The organism is Bradyrhizobium sp. RD5-C2 (assembly GCF_019972155.1).
GTDB lineage: Bacteria > Pseudomonadota > Alphaproteobacteria > Rhizobiales > Xanthobacteraceae > Bradyrhizobium.
On record NZ_BOVL01000026.1, the window covers coordinates 52423 to 68091 of the forward strand.

A 15669-nucleotide genomic window follows, 5' to 3' on the forward strand; every position below is an offset into this window, starting at 1 on the left:
GACCCCTCTTTTCGGATTGTTGTCTGACATGGCCAAAGCCGTCGCGAAGTCCAAGAAAACTGCCGAGAAAACCGCAGCGAAATCAAAGTCCTCGGCACCGGCCCGGAAGGCCGCGCCGGCGCGCAAGGCGCTGAAGAAGAGCGCCCCGAAGCCGGCGCCGAAGCCCGCCGCCAAATCGGCTGCGAAGCCCGCCAGCAAGGCGCCGGTAAAGGCCGTTACCGCTGCGAAAAAGGCGGCTCCGCCTGCGATCAAGGCCGGCAAGTGGGTCTATACGTTCGGCGATGGCAAGGCCGAGGGCCAGGCGACCTTGCGCAATCTGCTCGGCGGCAAGGGCGCCAATCTCGCGGAAATGGCCAATCTCGGCCTTCCGGTGCCTCCCGGCTTCACCCTTCCGACCTCCGTCTGCACCTATTTCTACGACCACGACAAGACCTATCCGAAGGAACTGAAAGCACAGGTCGAGAAGGCGCTCGACTATGTCGGCAAGCTGACCGGCAAGACCTTCGGCGATGCCAAAAACCCGCTGCTGGTCTCGGTCCGCTCGGGCGCGCGCGCCTCGATGCCGGGCATGATGGACACCGTGCTCAATCTCGGCCTCAACGACCGAACGGTCGAAGCGCTGGCCGAACTCTCCGGCGACCGCCGCTTCGCCTATGACAGCTATCGCCGCTTCATCACGATGTATTCGGACGTGGTGCTCGGCTTCGAGCATCATCACTTCGAGGACATCCTCGACACCTTCAAGGACGGCCAGGGCTATTCGCTCGACACCGACCTCACCGGCGACGACTGGGTCGAACTGGTCGGCAAGTACAAGGAGGCGGTCGCCAAGGAGACCGGCCACGACTTCCCGCAGGATCCGCACGCCCAGCTGTGGGGCGCGATCGGTGCCGTGTTCTCATCCTGGATGAACGCGCGCGCGGTGACCTACCGCAAGCTGCACGACATCCCGGAATCCTGGGGCACCGCCGTCAACGTGCAGGCAATGGTGTTCGGCAACATGGGCGAGACGTCGGCGACCGGCGTCGCCTTCACCCGCAACCCCTCGACCGGCGAGAGCAAGCTGTACGGCGAGTTCCTGATCAACGCGCAGGGCGAGGACGTCGTCGCCGGCATCCGTACCCCGCAGGACATCACCGAAGAGGCGCGCCAGGAATCCGGCTCCGACAAGCTGTCGATGGAAGCCGCGATGCCGGTCGCGTTCAAGGAGCTGACGCGGATCTACACGCAGCTCGAGAAGCACTACCGCGACATGCAGGACATGGAGTTCACGGTCGAGCAGGGCAAGCTGTGGATGCTGCAGACCCGCGGCGGCAAGCGCACCGCCAAGGCGGCGCTGCGCATCGCGGTCGAACTCGCCAATGAGGGCCTGATCTCGCGCAAGGACGCCGTGACGCGGATCGATCCGGCATCGCTGGACCAGCTGCTGCATCCGACCATCGATCCGGCCGCGAAGCGCGACGTGGTGGCGACCGGTCTGCCGGCGTCGCCGGGCGCGGCGTCGGGCGAGATCGTGTTCTCGTCGGACGAAGCCACCAAGCTGCAGGCCGACGGCCGCAAGGTGATTCTGGTCCGCATCGAGACCAGCCCGGAAGACATCCACGGCATGCACGCCGCGGAAGGCATCCTGACCACCCGCGGCGGCATGACGTCGCACGCGGCGGTGGTCGCGCGCGGCATGGGCAAGCCCTGCGTCTCCGGCTGCGGCACCATCCGCGTCGATTACGGCCGCGGCACCATGAGCGTCGGTTCGCGCACCTTCAAGACCGGCGACGTCATCACCATCGACGGCTCGGTCGGCCAGGTGCTGGCCGGCCGCATGCCGATGATCGAGCCGGAACTGTCCGGCGAGTTCGGCACGCTGATGGGCTGGGCCGACGAGGTCCGCAAGCTCGGCGTCCGCGTCAACGGCGACACGCCCGATGATGCGCGCACCGCGGTGAAGTTCGGCGCCGAAGGCATCGGCCTCTGCCGCACCGAGCACATGTTCTTCGAGGAGACCCGCATCCGCACCGTGCGCGAGATGATCCTCTCCGAGGACGAGCAGTCGCGCCGCGCTGCGCTGTCGAAGCTGCTGCCGATGCAGCGCGCCGACTTCGTCGAGCTGTTCGAGATCATGAAGGGCCTACCCGTCACGATCCGCTTGCTCGATCCGCCGCTGCACGAGTTCCTGCCGCACACCCAGGCCGAGATCGAGGAAGTGGCGCGCGCCATGAACACCGATCCGCGCAAGCTCGCCGACCGCGCCCGCGAACTGTCCGAGTTCAACCCGATGCTCGGCTTCCGCGGCTGCCGTCTCGCGATCGCCTATCCTGAAATCGCCGAGATGCAGGCGCGTGCGATCTTCGAGGCCGCCGTCGAAGCCGGCAAGCGCACCGGCAAGCCGGTCGGTCTCGAGGTGATGGTGCCGCTGATCGCGACCAAGGCCGAGTTCGATCTGGTCAAGGCGCGGATCGATGCCATGGCCAATGCGGTAATGAAGGAAACCGGCGCCAAGCTCAGTTACCAGGTCGGCACCATGATCGAGCTGCCGCGCGCCTGCCTGATGGCGGGCGAGGTAGCGGAGACCGCGGAGTTCTTCTCCTTCGGCACCAACGACCTGACGCAGACCACCTACGGCATCAGCCGCGACGACGCCGCGAGCTTCCTCGGCACCTACGTCGCCAAGGGCATCCTCGAGATCGATCCGTTCATCTCGGTCGATCGCGACGGCGTCGGCGAGCTGGTCAGGATCGGCGTGACGCGCGGCCGCAAGACGCGGCCGAACCTCAAGGTCGGCATCTGCGGCGAGCACGGCGGCGATCCCGCGTCGGTCGCGTTCTGCCACGAGGTCGGGCTCGATTACGTCTCGTGCTCGCCCTATCGCGTGCCGATCGCGCGTCTCGCAGCCGCCCAGGCCGCGCTCGGCAAGGAGATCGCCAGCCAGGCGTGAGTGATCGCGCAGCGGCCAACAAAGTCATGCCCGGGCTTGTCCCGGGCATTTTCGTTTGAGCACCGCCAGAAGACATCGTCATTGCGAGCGGAGCAAAGCAATCCATCGCGCCGCTTGCGGTGACGTGGATTGCTTCGCCGCTGGCGCTCCTCGCAATGACGGAGGCCTGCAACACTTTGTTCACCATCTCCGTTGACCTGTTGTTTACGACTTTCATGCGCCGCGCATTTACCAAGCCGCGTGATGCGACGCGCGTCGGGTGTGCGATCGCCTGAGTGTAGCGCGCGGGCAACGCCGATTAACTCCGCGGCAACCTAAACAAGTTAGCAACGGGAAAGGTCGAACTGCGCGGATGTACCGCGTTCGATTGCACTCAGTAAGCGTTGCGTGAGCGTACGATGTTTGTGTCGCGTAACCAGCCGAAGGGCGCACGTCTTGCGCTCTTCGGTCTCGGTCTCAGCATCTTCGCCTTGATGCCGACCGAGCTCGGATATCAGGATATTGCCTCGCTCCTGGCCCGGCAGCCCGGCGTCGCCGAGCGCTGGCAGAAGCGCGTCTTCGCCTCCGCGGTCGGCTCCATCCAGGTCGCGACCTACAGCTTCGGCCGTCCGATCGGAACTTCCGCGCCGCAGGATCCGCAAATCCTGCTCGCACGGCTGGACAGTTCGAGCGTCGACATCACCGGCACGGTGACGCGCAATCCGATCACAGCAACGCCGCCGCGCTACCAGGCATCGGATTTTCCCAAGGTCGATCGCACCCTGAAGGGCGATCGTCTCGTCGTCGGACGGCCCGACCAGGCCGATCCTGCACAGCCCGCCAATACCGCTCCGGCGAACGAGGATCCCGCGACGTCGAATGCGTCGGTCAAGGGCATGAAGACCGCGACCGCGCCGGCCGATAACGCGCCGCTCGATCCCGAATTGCAGGAGGCGCTGCGTGCGCCGCCACTGCCGCAATATACCAAGCCGTCGCCGCAGCAATACGACGTGTCGATGTCGCTCGAGGCCAGCCCGCTCGACGATCTGAAGCCTGTGCCCGCGAAGCCTGCCGCTGCGCCGCCGGTCGATGCAACGCATGCGCGCGATCCGTTTGCATTCAAGACCGCCAGTCTCTTTTTTGGCTCGTCGCTCGGCACGCCCGAAAATCTCGAGCGCTGGCAGCCCGGCGAGGCGCCGGTCGTGGTGGCGCCCGCGGTGCAGCCCGATCCCGACCTGAAGGTGATGGCGTCACTGCCGGTCGATGCCGACGGCCCGGTCAAGGCCGGTGAGATGGGCGAGAGCATCGCGCCGAAAGGCGAGGTCAACGCCGACGATCAGCACACCAAGACGCCGGCGGAACGGCTCGGCCTGTTCGACGAGAAATCGCGCGCCAAGTCGGAGAAGTGCCTCGCCGAGGCGGTCTATTTCGAGGCGCGCGGCGAAGCGGTGCGCGGCCAGATCGCGGTCGCCCAGGTGGTGCTGAACCGTGCGTTCTCCGGCAAATATCCGGAGACGGTGTGCGGCGTGGTCTACCAGAACAAGAATCGCCATTACGCCTGCCAGTTCACCTTCGCCTGCGACAACATCCCCGACGTGGTCCGCGAGCCCGACATGTGGGACCGCGCCAAGAAGATCTCGAAGGCGATCCTCGACGGCAAATTGTGGCTGCCGGAAGTCGACCGCTCGACCCATTACCACGCCTATTGGGTGCGGCCGTCCTGGGTCAGTGAAATGAAGAAGACGTACAAGTTCGGCGTCCACACTTTCTATCGCCCGCGCGCCTGGGGCGACGGCAGCGATGCGCCGAGCTGGGGCAACCCGGCCGAGACCGCCAAGATCTCGGCGCAACTCGCCGAGGCCGCCCAGAGCTCGGCCGAGCAGGCCAGCGCCAAGCGATAGCAGCTGATACGTCATTCCGGGATGGCCCGTAGGGCCAGACCTCAGATGCGCGCAGCGCATCGGGGAATCCCGATGTAAGGGGCAATCCCTCGAGATTCCCAGATGCGCAATTGCGCATCTGAGGTTCGCTCTTCGCGCGCCCCGGAATGACAGCCGCATAATCTGCAGAGCTGCCTTGCGAGCGAATATTTTTCTCCGCCTCCTCTTGGGATTTTCATGCATATGCATTAACTCCCCGTAATGTTTCGCGGGGCGGTTCCCCCGCAGCAGTTGCGGGGGAAGACAACATGGCCGTTACCAGCGGGGATCTTCGACCGACGTCCGGCACCTGGCGCACGCCGCTCGTCATCATCGTCTGTGGCTGTGCGATCGCGCTGCTGAGTTTCGGCCCACGCTCCAGCCTCGGCTTCTTCGTGCAGCCGATGGGCCGCGAATTCGCCTGGGGCCGCGACGTGTTCGGCCTCGCCATCGCGCTGCAGAACCTGTTGTGGGGGCTCGGCCAGCCGATCGCAGGCGCCATTGCCGACCGCTTCGGCTTGCTGCGCGTCATGGTCGTCGGCGCCTTGCTGTACGCCGCCGGCCTGCTGCTGATGCGCTACTCGACCACCTCATTGTCGCTCGACATCAGCGCCGGCGTGCTGATCGGCTTCGGCCTGTCGGGCTCGTCGTTCAATCTGGTGCTGGCGGCATTCAGCAAGCTGTTGCCGCCGGAGAAGCGCGGCATCGCGCTCGGCGCCGGCACCGCGGCCGGCTCGTTCGGCCAGTTCCTGTTCGCGCCGTTTGGCGTTGCGATGATCGACAATTTCGGCTGGCAGACCGCGCTCGTCGTGTTCAGCGCGCTGATGCTGTTGATCGTGCCGCTTTCGCTCGCGCTGGCGACGCCACCCGCCGCGACCGGTAATGTGCCGGCTGTCGACCAGCAGTCGTTCAAGACCGCGCTCGCCGAGGCGTTCGGCCATCGCTCCTATGTGCTGCTGGTGCTCGGTTTCTTCACCTGCGGCTTCCAGCTCGCCTTCATCACCATCCATCTGCCGGCCTATCTAGCCGACCGCGGCATTCCGGCGACCACCGGCGGCTGGGTGGTTGCGGCGATCGGCCTGTTCAACATCGTGGGCTCGCTCAGCGTCGGCTGGCTGCAGAACTTCTTTCCGAAGCGCTATTTGCTCTCGGTGATCTACTTTTCGCGCGCGCTGGCGACCGTCGCCTTCATCTCGTTCCCGGTGACGCCGTTCTCGGCGATCGCGTTCGGCGCAGTCTCGGGGCTGCTGTGGCTGTCGAGCGTGCCGCCGACCTCGGCGCTGGTCGCGCTGATGTTCGGCACCCGCTGGTTCTCCACCCTCTATGGCTTCGCCTTCGTCAGCCATCAGGTGGGCGGCTTCCTCGGGGTCTGGCTCGGCGGCGTCGTGTTCGAGCAGTATGGCTCCTACACGCCGATCTGGTGGCTGTCGGTGCTGTTCGGCGTGCTGTCGGCGCTGATCAACCTGCCGATCGTCGAAAAGCCGGTCGTGCGCCCGGTTGCGCAGCCTGCCTGATGGGTTAAACACTCCCCCGAAACCAGAATTACGGGGAGTGCTTATCGTGGCAACGTTCAAGGCAATCAGGATCGACAAGGCGGACAAGGGTACCACCGCCGCACTGACCCAATTCGACGACGCGGAATTGATGGACGGCGACGTCACCGTCCGCGTCGAATGGTCGACGCTGAACTACAAGGACGGCCTGGCGCTGACCGGCAAGGCGCCGGTGGTGCGCCGCTTCCCGATGATCGCCGGCATCGATTTCGCCGGCACCGTCGAGCAATCCAGCCATCCCGACTGGAAGGCGGGCGACAAGGTCGTTTGCAACGGCTGGGGCATGGGCGAAACCCATCTCGGCGCCTATGCTGAAAAGGCCCGCGTCAAGGGCGACTGGCTGGTGCGGCTGCCGGACGGCATTTCGGCCCGTGACGCGATGGCGGTCGGCACCGCCGGCTATACCACGATGCTCTCGGTGCTGGCGCTGGAAAAGCAAGGTCTCACGCCGAAGAGCGGCCCGGTGGTGGTGACGGGCGCCGCCGGCGGCGTCGGCTCGGTGGCGATCGCCGTGCTGTCGAAGCTCGGCTATCACGTCATCGCCTCGACCGGGCGGATGTCGGAGGCCGACTATCTCAAGGGCCTCGGTGCCACCGAGGTGATCGACCGCGCCGAACTGTCGGGTGCCCCCAAGGCGCTTGCGAAGGAGCGCTGGGCCGGCGGCGTCGACAGCGTCGGGTCGACCACGCTCGCCAATCTGCTTTCGATGACCAGGTATGGCGGTGCCATCGCGGCCTGCGGCCTGGCGGCCGGCATGGACCTGCCGTCGTCGGTCGCGCCCTTCATTTTGCGCGGTGTGTGCCTTCTCGGCATCGATTCCGTGATGTGCCCGATCGAGCTTCGCAGGACCGCCTGGCGGCGTCTTGCCAGCGATCTGGATAAGGCAAAACTGGCTGATATCACTCATGAAATCGCCTTGGACGATGTCATGGGTTATGGCGCGAAAATCCTCAATGGCCAGGTCCGCGGCCGCATCGTGGTAAAAATAGTCTGAGGACGTTCAGACTTTACCAACCAAGCTGCTCCAATGTTGCCACGGTTGGTATGGTAAGCAGCGGGTAAAGAGACTTGCGGCATGATCCCGGGGGGCCGGGTGTCCTCGCGCAGACGTCGAGAAGCGTCGGTGTGGGGATCATGCTCAACAAGGAGCGGGTGCCCGCGCTCGTAAGTGGAGTAGCTCATGCTTGCGCGTTTGGTGTTGGGGGCCGTCACGGCCGGAGCAATGGTCGTGCCGGCATTCGCAGGCAGCATGAACGCCGATGAGGCCCGCAAGTTCGTCGCGGGCAAGGTGTTCGCCTTCACCTGTTTCGACGGCACAAGGGGTGCCGGCCGTATCCTCGACGATCTGGGCGCGACAGGCTCGATCCAGTTCTCCGGCTCCGGACCGATCCGCCACGTGCGCCTGCCCGGCAATACGCTGCAAATCCGCGGTCAGAGCGTGTGCGCCTCGCTGAAGGGCATTCCGTTCGAACCGTGCTTCAATCTCGACAAGCAGGACGACCGCACCTTCCGCGGCTCGGTCTCCGGCATGGGCTTCGCCTATTGCGATTTCCATCACCAGGGCGGCCAGCAGATGCTGATGGCACGCGCGGTGGCGCGTCCGCGTTCGCTGCACCCGCGCACCCGATCCGCGGATGCCTCGCCGACCGAAGTGTCGCGCGTTGAGACGCCGCAGGTCGAAAGGGCGAAGCTCGAGCCGGTCAAGGCCGAGCCCGCCAAGGTCGAGAGCGCGCCGGAACTACGTCGCTCCACTGACTAACATTTCATCTGCGCGCTAGCGGGAATAGCTGCCGAGCCGTAGTCATACGGATGGCGGTCGCCACGCGTTGATAGCTACTCAATACCTTAGCGTTCGCCGACAGGCGGGATGACGAGGACACCGATTTGAGTAGTCATATGGCGCAGTATTTTTTCCGTATCAGTGATGGCGATTACGCTGGTGCGTCCGACCACGCGACGGAGTTTGAGAGCCGTGACGTGGCCTGGGCCGAGATGACCAAGGTCTGCGGCAATTTCCTTGGCAGCATTTCGCGCAACATGAAGCAAGACAGCGAATGGCACATGGAGCTGCTCGACGAGAGCCACAAGCCCGTGTTCAGGATTCGGCTGGTTGCCGAATCCGTCGACTGAGGCGTTCGCCGTTCAGGACGACTAACTTCAACCCTCAGCCTGCGGGACAGGCGGAGCGGCCCGCCTGCGGAACAGGATCCGCTGATACAGCCAGCCGATCGCGACCAGCACGATGCCAAGACACATGAACGACAGCGCTCGGTAGACACCTGACAGCGTCGACATGTCGACCAGGAACGCCTTCAGGATCGTAAGCCCGATCACCGCGGCGGAGGCGAGCCGCGCCCGCTCTGAGTTGACGACGATGCCGATGCCGAGCAGCGCGACGCCGAACATCAGCCACGCGATCGAATAGGTGTATTGCTCTGCGCCCGTGGTTTCGCCGCGCGTCAGCACCGGTCCATGATAGAGCCTGCGGATTTCGAACGTGACGTAAGCGAGCGCAAGCACCAGCGCGCCGGCGGCGATCGTGTTGGCGTAGCTTGCGGGACGATGCCCCGCCACCGCGTAGGACAACAGCAGCGCCAGCACGGCCGGCAATGCATAGCCGAGCAGCAGCAGATTGATGAAGTTGCCGCCGACGTCCTGCCACCACAGCATCGGGTTCTCCAGCCCCAGCAGCCCGAACAGGCTGGCAAGGCCGGCGAACGCGGTCAGCAGCACCGCGCCGACATTGTGGACGATGCTGCCGCTGCGCAGCCGCAGCCGCTCCAGCCCGATCGCCATCGCCAGCGTCACGCCGACCTGCAACGCGACCTCGGTCAGTCCGGCGCTTTCCCGATAGACGTCGCCGGCATTGACGGCGTGGCGGATCTCCATGAAGGCGAGCAGCACCGTGAACAGGATCGCGGCGGATTCGACCATGCGCAGCGGGACGTCGTCGCCATTGCGGCGCAGGAAATGGCTTCCCGCCCAGAACGACAGCGCCGGAGCGCCGTAGCCCCACAGCAGCCAGTTGAAGATCGGCGTGGTGCCGACGGCGTCGCCGGCGATGCGCGGCTCGTAGCCGATCCGCAGCACCACGATGCCGGCCAGGATCGCGGCGAGCCAGCGCAGGAACGGGATCGGCCGCTGCACCGACAGCCATGCCGTGCCCATCGACACCAGCGCCAGCGCGATGGTGAGCCAGCCCTTGTCGAGCGCGAAGGTGAGCGCCAGCGCCAGCGAGGCGAGGGCGCCGGTGGCCGACAGCGCGATCGAGGGCGACAGCTCCGGTCGCTCGCCGCGCCGGGTCAGTGCTTCGGTCGCGGCCGCGTAGGCGGCTGCGAGCAGCACGGCGAGGATCGCGAACGGGATCGAGCGATCGAGATGCGCGATACGTGCATAGAGTGCGACCAGCAGCGCGACCGGCGTGAACACGGCTGCTGCGGCCCAGGTCACCGTGATCTTCGTGGTGGCAAAACGGAATTGCGCGAGGAAGCCGACGATGCCGAAGGCGGCCGCGAACAGCGCGGCGGTGACGAGATGCAGCGAGACCGAGCCGTCGGTCGCGGACGAGCCGATGCCCGGGATCGCCCCGCCGGGCAGCACCAGCATGTCGACGTTGCGGCGGACGGCCCACTCGCCGAACACGATGAAGACGAATGCCGACGCGGCGGCGATTGCGCCGGCAGCGGCGGGCGCGCGCCAGGCGACGAAAAGGCTGCCCGCCGTCAGCAGCGCGAAGCCGATCATCGCGCTGTCGGCATGCGCGCTGTTGAGCACGATCAGCATCGCGCCGAACAGATAGGCCGCGAGCGAGCCCGATGAGATCGGCTCGATCTCCTCGCCATCGCCGTCGGGACCGAACATGAAGCCGCAGACCACGAGCAGCGCCGCCAGCACGAAGCCCGCGATGACGTGGAAGACGTGCGGCGCGATCATCTCCGGCCCGCATTGCAGGCACGGCAAGGTCCATAGCAGCGCGAAGGCGATCGTCGTGACGGCGAGCCAGCGCCACAGCCGGATGCGCGCGAGGCAGAACGCCGCCGCCGTGACGATGGCGAGATAAATGTAGAGCGACCAGAAGTCGGGCTTGTCGGACGAGACCAGGATCGGCGTGACGAAGGCGCCGACGATGCCGAGCCCGGCCAGCGCTGGCCCGTGCAGCAGCGCGGCCGCGAGCGTGGCGAGTGCGACCATGCCGAGCAGGATGAAGGCGGTTGCCGGCGCGAGGAAACCATACAGCGCGTAAGCAGCGTAGACGGTCGCGAACGCCACTGCGGTGCTGGCGGCGGTGAGGATCGCCGGAATGTTGGCGACCGGCAGTGCCGCGATGCTGGAGATGCTTTCCTTGCGCCGCGTCCATTCGCCGGCGCCGAGCAAAGCGAGCGCAAATAGTCCGCCGAGCAGCGTACGCACGCCGGGGCCGAGCAGCCCGGCCTCGATCGAATAGCGCACCATGAAGAAGCCGCCGAGCGCGAGCGTCAGCCCGCCGATCCACACCACCCAGCGCGTGCCGAGCGTCTCCTCGAAGCCGGGCGCCGGGGGCGGCGGGGCGGGTGGTTCTGGCAGCGGCGGTGGCGCGGCGCCTGCCGCGGCTTTCTCTGCATGCGCATCCGGCTCGCTCGCGGCTGCCTCTGGGAGCGGCGGCGGCGCGACGGGAGGCGCTGCAGGAAGCGTCTGCTCGAACGCCTCGAGCGGCGCCAGCGGTGGCGGCACGGCCGTCCGCGCGGCGGACACGCCCGCGGCCTCGACCGCATCCAGCCGGCGCTGCAGCACCGTAATCTGGCCCAGCGCCTTGCGCGCGAAAATGATCGCGACAATGGCGATAACGAGCGTGAGGAAATCGAACGGCGAATCGAACATCGGGCCTCCGGCAGGACGCGCCGGACCATCGGCCAGCCGGCCGCCCGTCGCAACCTAGAGCATGATCCGGAAAAGTGTGTGCGGTTTTCCGAAAAGATCATGCTCAAATCAAAGAACTAGAGCGGGATGACGATTCGAAGAAAGTCATCCCGCTCTAGTAGTGCAGTTGAGCGGACTGGAAGTTCAAGCGCTCGGGCGTGGCAGGCCGCGTTAGTCCAGATCGATGTGGAAGGGCCGGCCCTCGACGCTCATGCTGCCGGGGCCCATCGCATCGAGCGCGCGCAGCATCCGGCCCTCGCGCCCCAGCGCCTTGTCGGCAAGGCTGACGATCAGGCGGTTGGGTGCGGCGATCGGCGAGGCCTCGCGGATCAGCCGGGCGATGGACATTTCGTCGCGGTGCGGATTGAGCGCGCAGACGGTGGCGAATGCGCTTGCGGTCGAGCGGCTGATGCCGGCGTAGCAATGCACCACCATCGGCGCGCGGCGATCCCAGCCGCGCACGAAGGTCAGCACGCGCTCGATATGGGTCTCGTTGGGGGCAACGAATCCGTCCATCTGTTCGACGATGTCGTCCATCGACACCTTCAGATGGTTGGCCGGAAGCACGGAGGGCGGCCGCTGCACCTGGTCGACATTGGCCATCACGGTCAGCACGTGGCTGGCGCCGGTGGCACGAACCGTGTCGGAGAGCGCGGCAAGCGAGCAAACGTGAAGCATGATGGTCCTTGGCTATCGGTACGCCCGATTATAACGGCTGCTCCCGGGCGGGCAAAGCCGGGCGGCGCGATGCCCGCGCTGCGTTTTGCGGCGCAACCGGCAGCAAGCTTCGTGATGCCGCGCCTACGATGCGTGCAATGCGTTGAAGCGTTCGAGGAACTGCTTTTCGGCCCTCGCTGCGGTCCATGGCGTCAGATAGTCGCGCTCGGTGGCTTCCGGCAATTCCGGATCGCGGCCGAACAGCCGCCTGGCTTCGGCTTGCGAAAACCCCGCCAGATGCGTCGCCTCGAGATAGGCGGCGCCGCGATCGGCGGCCTTGATCTGCTGGGTGATCTCGTCCGCCAGCACCGCCGGCAGGCCGAAGCGGATATGGATCGCCGACAGCAGCCGCTTCTCCACCACCTTGTATTCACCGGCAAGCACGGCCTTGAACGGCGAGATCATGTCGCCGATGACATATTCCGGCGCGTCGTGCAGCAGTGCTGCGAGACGATGGCTGATATCGACGCGCGGCGTCTGCTGGCGCATCACGGCCTCGACCAGCAGCGTGTGCTGGGCCACCGAGAAGATGTGCGCGCCAGAGGTCTGCCCATTCCAGCGCGCGACCCGCGCCAGTCCATGCGCGATGTCGACGATCTCGATATCGAGCGGCGACGGGTCGAGTAGGTCCAGCCGGCGCCCCGACAACATCCGCTGCCAGGCGCGGGTGGTCTCGGTCGATCGACGCGCAGTCATTTCTTCTTGAGCCGCGGTGTGCGGAGCTTGCCGCTGCACGCCTCGTGGCAGAAGCAGGTGACGAGGTGATCGTTGACCATGCCGGTCGCCTGCATGAAGGCGTATACGATGGTGGGGCCGACGAATTTGAAGCCGCGCGCGCCGAGCTCCTTGGAGACCTTGATCGAGACCGGCGTCGAGGCCGGCACGCTCGCGGTGGTCTTGAACTGATTGACCTTCGGCTTGCCGTCGACGAAGTCCCACAGGAATTTCGCGAAGCCGGGGCCCTTCTCCATGATCTCCAGATAGCCCTTCGCGCTCGCTATCGTGCCTTCGATCTTGGCACGGTTGCGAACGATGCCGGCATCGTTCATCAGCGCATGCACCTTCTTGTCGGTGTAGCGCACGATCTTCTCGGGCTGGAAATCGTCGAAGGCTTTGCGGAAGTTGTCGCGCTTGCGCAGGATCGTGATCCAGGACAGGCCGGCCTGGAAGCCGTCGAGGATCAGCTTTTCATAGAGTGCGCGGTCGTCATATTCCGGCACGCCCCACTCATTGTCGTGATAGGCGACGTAGAACGCGTCCTCGCCCGGCCACGGGCAGCGCGTCTTGCCGTCGGGATGCAGTTGTGCGGTACGGCTCATGCAACGGTCTGTTTGGGTGTGATGCGGACAGCGTCCGGTTCGGCGAGGTGAAGCGCAAGCCCGCCTGCGGTCAGCGGCAGGCCGGCGTCGATCGCGTCGGCGACGCGGTCGATGCGCACCAGCGCGAGGCCTTTGTCGCCGGCGGTCGAGCCCATGGTGCCGACCTGCTTGTCGCCAGCCTGGATCGTCGCGCCGGTCTCGGGGGAGGGGCCGTCGAGAATGATCTTCACCGTGCGGGTGCGCGCGGTGCCGCGATGCTGCATGCGCGACACGACTTCCTGGCCGACATAGCAGCCCTTGTCGAAATCGACGCCGTGGAGACGGTCCATATTGGTCTCGTGCGGGAAGGCGTCGCCATACATGAAGTCGAGCCCGCCGCGCGGCACGCCGGTCGCGATGCGATGTGCCTCATAGGCACTGCTGTCGACGAGATCGGCGCCGACCAGGTCAGCGAGCTTCTGCTTCAGATCTTCCGGGATCAGGACGCGCCAGCCGAGCGCCGGGTTGCGCGGATCGGCGAAAGCGAGATCGGGGATCGCCGCCGGCTCGCCATCCCAGGCGGCCAGCACGCCGAGGCTGTCGGAGAGGTTCTCGACCACGACCTTGGCGCGCAGCTTGTAGAAGCCGAGCTTGTCGGCAAGCCCCTTGGCGAGGGCGCGCGGCGCGTCGATCAGGAAGCCGCCGCCATGACCTGGGGGTATCTCGGTGATCAGAAAATCGACGATGATCTTGCCCTGCGGCGTCAGCAACGCGCCAAATCGGGCCAGTCCCGGGGCCAGCTGCTCGACATCGGTCGTGATGAGGCCGTTGAGGAAGTTGCGGGCGTCCTCGCCAGAGACCTTGATCACGCCGCGATCTGGAAGAAACGCTGCTTTCATTCGCAAAATTGGCTCTTTTCCAAGTTCCTTGGGAAACGCGCGGCGCGCGGATATCCCCAGCCAAGCTAAGGCGCTACAGTGCGCCGAACAAGGCCCGCGCGACACCCGAAAGCGGGCGCCGAGGACCGATGAATCAGCATTTTGACACCATTCTAAAATCCGGCACCGTGGTCAATCAGGACGGCGAGGGCGTGCGCGATATCGGCGTCACGAATGGCCGCATTGCCGCGATCGGATCGCTCGGCCAAGCCTCGGCCGGCGAAGTGATCGACTGCAAGGGTTTGCACATCCTGCCCGGCGTGATGGACACCCAGGTGCATTTCCGCGAGCCCGGGCTGACGCAGAAGGAAGATCTCGAGACCGGCTCGCGCAGCGCCGTGATGGGCGGCGTCACCGCCGTGTTCGAGATGCCGAACACCAACCCGCTGACGGTGACCGAAGAGGCGTTCACCGACAAGATCAAGCGCGGCCACCATCGCATGCATTGCGACTTCGCGTTCTTCATCGGCGGCACCCGCGAGAACGTGCAGGACCTGCCGGAGCTCGAGCGCGCGCCGGGCTGCGCCGGCGTCAAGGTGTTCATCGGCTCCTCCACCGGCGCGCTACTGGTCGAGGACGACGAGAGCCTGCGGCGGATATTTCAGGTGATCCGGCGCCGCGCCGCGTTCCATGCCGAGGACGAGTACCGCCTCAACGAGCGCAAGCCGCTGCGGATCGAGGGCGATCCACGCTCGCATCCGGTGTGGCGCGACGAGACCGCGGCGCTGATGGCGACTGAGCGGCTGGTCAATCTCGCGCGCGAGACCGGCAAGCGCATCCATGTGCTGCACATCTCGACCAAGGAAGAGATTCTGTATCTGCGCGACCACAAGGATGTCGCCTCCTGCGAGGCGACGCCGCACCACCTCACGATGGCCGCGCCGGAGTGCTACGAGCGGCTCGGCACGCTGGCGCAGATGAATCCGCCGGTGCGCTCGGCCGATCACCGCGCCGGCATCTGGTACGGCATCGAGCAGGGCATCATCGACGTGCTCGGCTCCGACCACGCGCCGCATACGCTGGAGGAGAAGGCCAAGACCTATCCGGGCTCGCCGTCGGGCATGACCGGCGTGCAGACGCTGGTGCCCTTGATGCTCGATCACGTCAACGCGGGTCGGCTGTCGCTGGCGCGGTTCGTCGACCTCACCAGCGCGGGGCCGGCGCGCCTGTTCAACATGGCCTGCAAGGGCCGCATCGCGGCGGGCTACGATGCCGACTTCACCGTGGTCGATCTCAAGCGCAGCGAGACCATCACCAACAAATGGATCGCCTCGCGTGCGGCCTGGACGCCCTATGACGGTGTGCGGGTGCAGGGCTGGCCGGTCGGCACCTTCGTGCGCGGCAAGCGGGTGATGTGGCAGGGCGAGGTCACGACGCCGTCAACCGGCGAGCCCGTCCGGTTCCTCGAGACGTTGAAGGCCTAGCGCATCAAATGCG

General features: G+C 65.9%; 12 protein-coding genes. 7 read left to right on the forward strand and 5 right to left on the reverse strand.

Translation table 11 applies throughout. The features are described 5' to 3' along the window. The first annotated feature begins 28 nt into the window (after positions 1–28). From ppdK to BraRD5C2_RS32020, 6 genes are all read left to right on the forward strand, one after another. A complete protein-coding gene (gene ppdK, locus BraRD5C2_RS31995; RefSeq protein WP_223975301.1) occupies positions 29–2932 on the forward strand; it encodes a pyruvate, phosphate dikinase in 2904 nt (967 codons plus the stop codon). Between the two features lie 398 nt (positions 2933–3330). Then, a complete protein-coding gene (locus BraRD5C2_RS32000; protein WP_223975303.1) occupies positions 3331–4812 on the forward strand; it encodes a cell wall hydrolase in 1482 nt (493 codons plus the stop codon). 287 nt (positions 4813–5099) lie between these two features. Further along, positions 5100–6344, forward strand: coding sequence for an MFS transporter (locus BraRD5C2_RS32005; RefSeq protein WP_223975305.1), 1245 nt, complete (start codon positions 5100–5102; stop codon positions 6342–6344). 46 nt (positions 6345–6390) lie between these two features. Beyond that, positions 6391–7377, forward strand: a complete 987-nt coding sequence (gene acuI / locus BraRD5C2_RS32010) for an acrylyl-CoA reductase (NADPH) (protein ID WP_223975307.1) — start codon at positions 6391–6393, stop codon at positions 7375–7377. Between the two features lie 186 nt (positions 7378–7563). Next, positions 7564–8142: a hypothetical protein gene (locus BraRD5C2_RS32015; RefSeq protein ID WP_223975309.1), complete on the forward strand. Its 579-nt coding sequence runs from the start codon at positions 7564–7566 to the stop codon at positions 8140–8142. A gap of 137 nt (positions 8143–8279) precedes the next feature. Next, positions 8280–8513: a DUF6894 family protein gene (locus BraRD5C2_RS32020; protein WP_223975311.1), complete on the forward strand. Its 234-nt coding sequence runs from the start codon at positions 8280–8282 to the stop codon at positions 8511–8513. 27 nt (positions 8514–8540) lie between these two features. Here the strand turns inward: BraRD5C2_RS32020 and BraRD5C2_RS32025 are convergent, their stop codons facing one another. The 5 genes from BraRD5C2_RS32025 to ygfZ form a co-directional block, all read right to left on the reverse strand. Further along, the gene (locus BraRD5C2_RS32025; RefSeq protein ID WP_223975313.1) at positions 8541–11240 is read right to left on the reverse strand and encodes a DUF2339 domain-containing protein; all 2700 of its coding nucleotides are present in this window, start codon (positions 11238–11240) and stop codon (positions 8541–8543) included. Between the two features lie 210 nt (positions 11241–11450). Further along, positions 11451–11957 (reverse strand): tyrosine phosphatase family protein, encoded by a 507-nt coding sequence (locus BraRD5C2_RS32030; RefSeq protein WP_223975315.1) that lies wholly within the window; start codon positions 11955–11957, stop codon positions 11451–11453. Between the two features lie 123 nt (positions 11958–12080). After that, positions 12081–12692 (reverse strand): YfbR-like 5'-deoxynucleotidase, encoded by a 612-nt coding sequence (locus BraRD5C2_RS32035; RefSeq protein ID WP_223975316.1) that lies wholly within the window; start codon positions 12690–12692, stop codon positions 12081–12083. Continuing rightward, positions 12689–13315, reverse strand: coding sequence for a DNA-3-methyladenine glycosylase I (locus BraRD5C2_RS32040; RefSeq protein WP_223975318.1), 627 nt, complete (start codon positions 13313–13315; stop codon positions 12689–12691). Before BraRD5C2_RS32040 ends, BraRD5C2_RS32035 begins: the two co-directional genes overlap by 4 nt. After that, complete coding sequence (ygfZ, locus tag BraRD5C2_RS32045; RefSeq protein ID WP_223975320.1) at positions 13312–14193, reverse strand: CAF17-like 4Fe-4S cluster assembly/insertion protein YgfZ; 882 nt, start codon at positions 14191–14193, stop codon at positions 13312–13314. The genes BraRD5C2_RS32040 and ygfZ overlap by 4 nt, the downstream gene beginning before the upstream one ends. Positions 14194–14321: 128 nt before the next feature. Here ygfZ and BraRD5C2_RS32050 point away from each other — a divergent pair, with 128 nt between their 5' ends. Beyond that, complete coding sequence (locus BraRD5C2_RS32050) at positions 14322–15656, forward strand: dihydroorotase (protein WP_223975322.1); 1335 nt, start codon at positions 14322–14324, stop codon at positions 15654–15656. Positions 15657–15669: the final 13 nt, after the last annotated feature.

Excerpts from the sequence above, each read along its gene's own strand:
- ppdK (WP_223975301.1), top strand. The coding sequence starts at position 29 with ATGGCCAAAGCCGTCGCGAAGTCCAAGAAAACTGCCGAGAAAACCGCA.
- BraRD5C2_RS32000 (WP_223975303.1), top strand. The coding sequence starts at position 3,331 with ATGTTTGTGTCGCGTAACCAGCCGAAGGGCGCACGTCTTGCGCTCTTC.
- BraRD5C2_RS32005 (WP_223975305.1), top strand. The coding sequence starts at position 5,100 with ATGGCCGTTACCAGCGGGGATCTTCGACCGACGTCCGGCACCTGGCGC.
- BraRD5C2_RS32015 (WP_223975309.1), top strand. The coding sequence starts at position 7,564 with ATGCTTGCGCGTTTGGTGTTGGGGGCCGTCACGGCCGGAGCAATGGTC.
- BraRD5C2_RS32020 (WP_223975311.1), top strand. The coding sequence starts at position 8,280 with ATGGCGCAGTATTTTTTCCGTATCAGTGATGGCGATTACGCTGGTGCG.
- BraRD5C2_RS32025 (WP_223975313.1), bottom strand. The coding sequence starts at position 11,240 with ATGTTCGATTCGCCGTTCGATTTCCTCACGCTCGTTATCGCCATTGTC.
- BraRD5C2_RS32030 (WP_223975315.1), bottom strand. The coding sequence starts at position 11,957 with ATGCTTCACGTTTGCTCGCTTGCCGCGCTCTCCGACACGGTTCGTGCC.
- BraRD5C2_RS32035 (WP_223975316.1), bottom strand. The coding sequence starts at position 12,692 with ATGACTGCGCGTCGATCGACCGAGACCACCCGCGCCTGGCAGCGGATG.
- BraRD5C2_RS32040 (WP_223975318.1), bottom strand. The coding sequence starts at position 13,315 with ATGAGCCGTACCGCACAACTGCATCCCGACGGCAAGACGCGCTGCCCG.
- ygfZ (WP_223975320.1), bottom strand. The coding sequence starts at position 14,193 with ATGAAAGCAGCGTTTCTTCCAGATCGCGGCGTGATCAAGGTCTCTGGC.
- BraRD5C2_RS32050 (WP_223975322.1), top strand. The coding sequence starts at position 14,322 with ATGAATCAGCATTTTGACACCATTCTAAAATCCGGCACCGTGGTCAAT.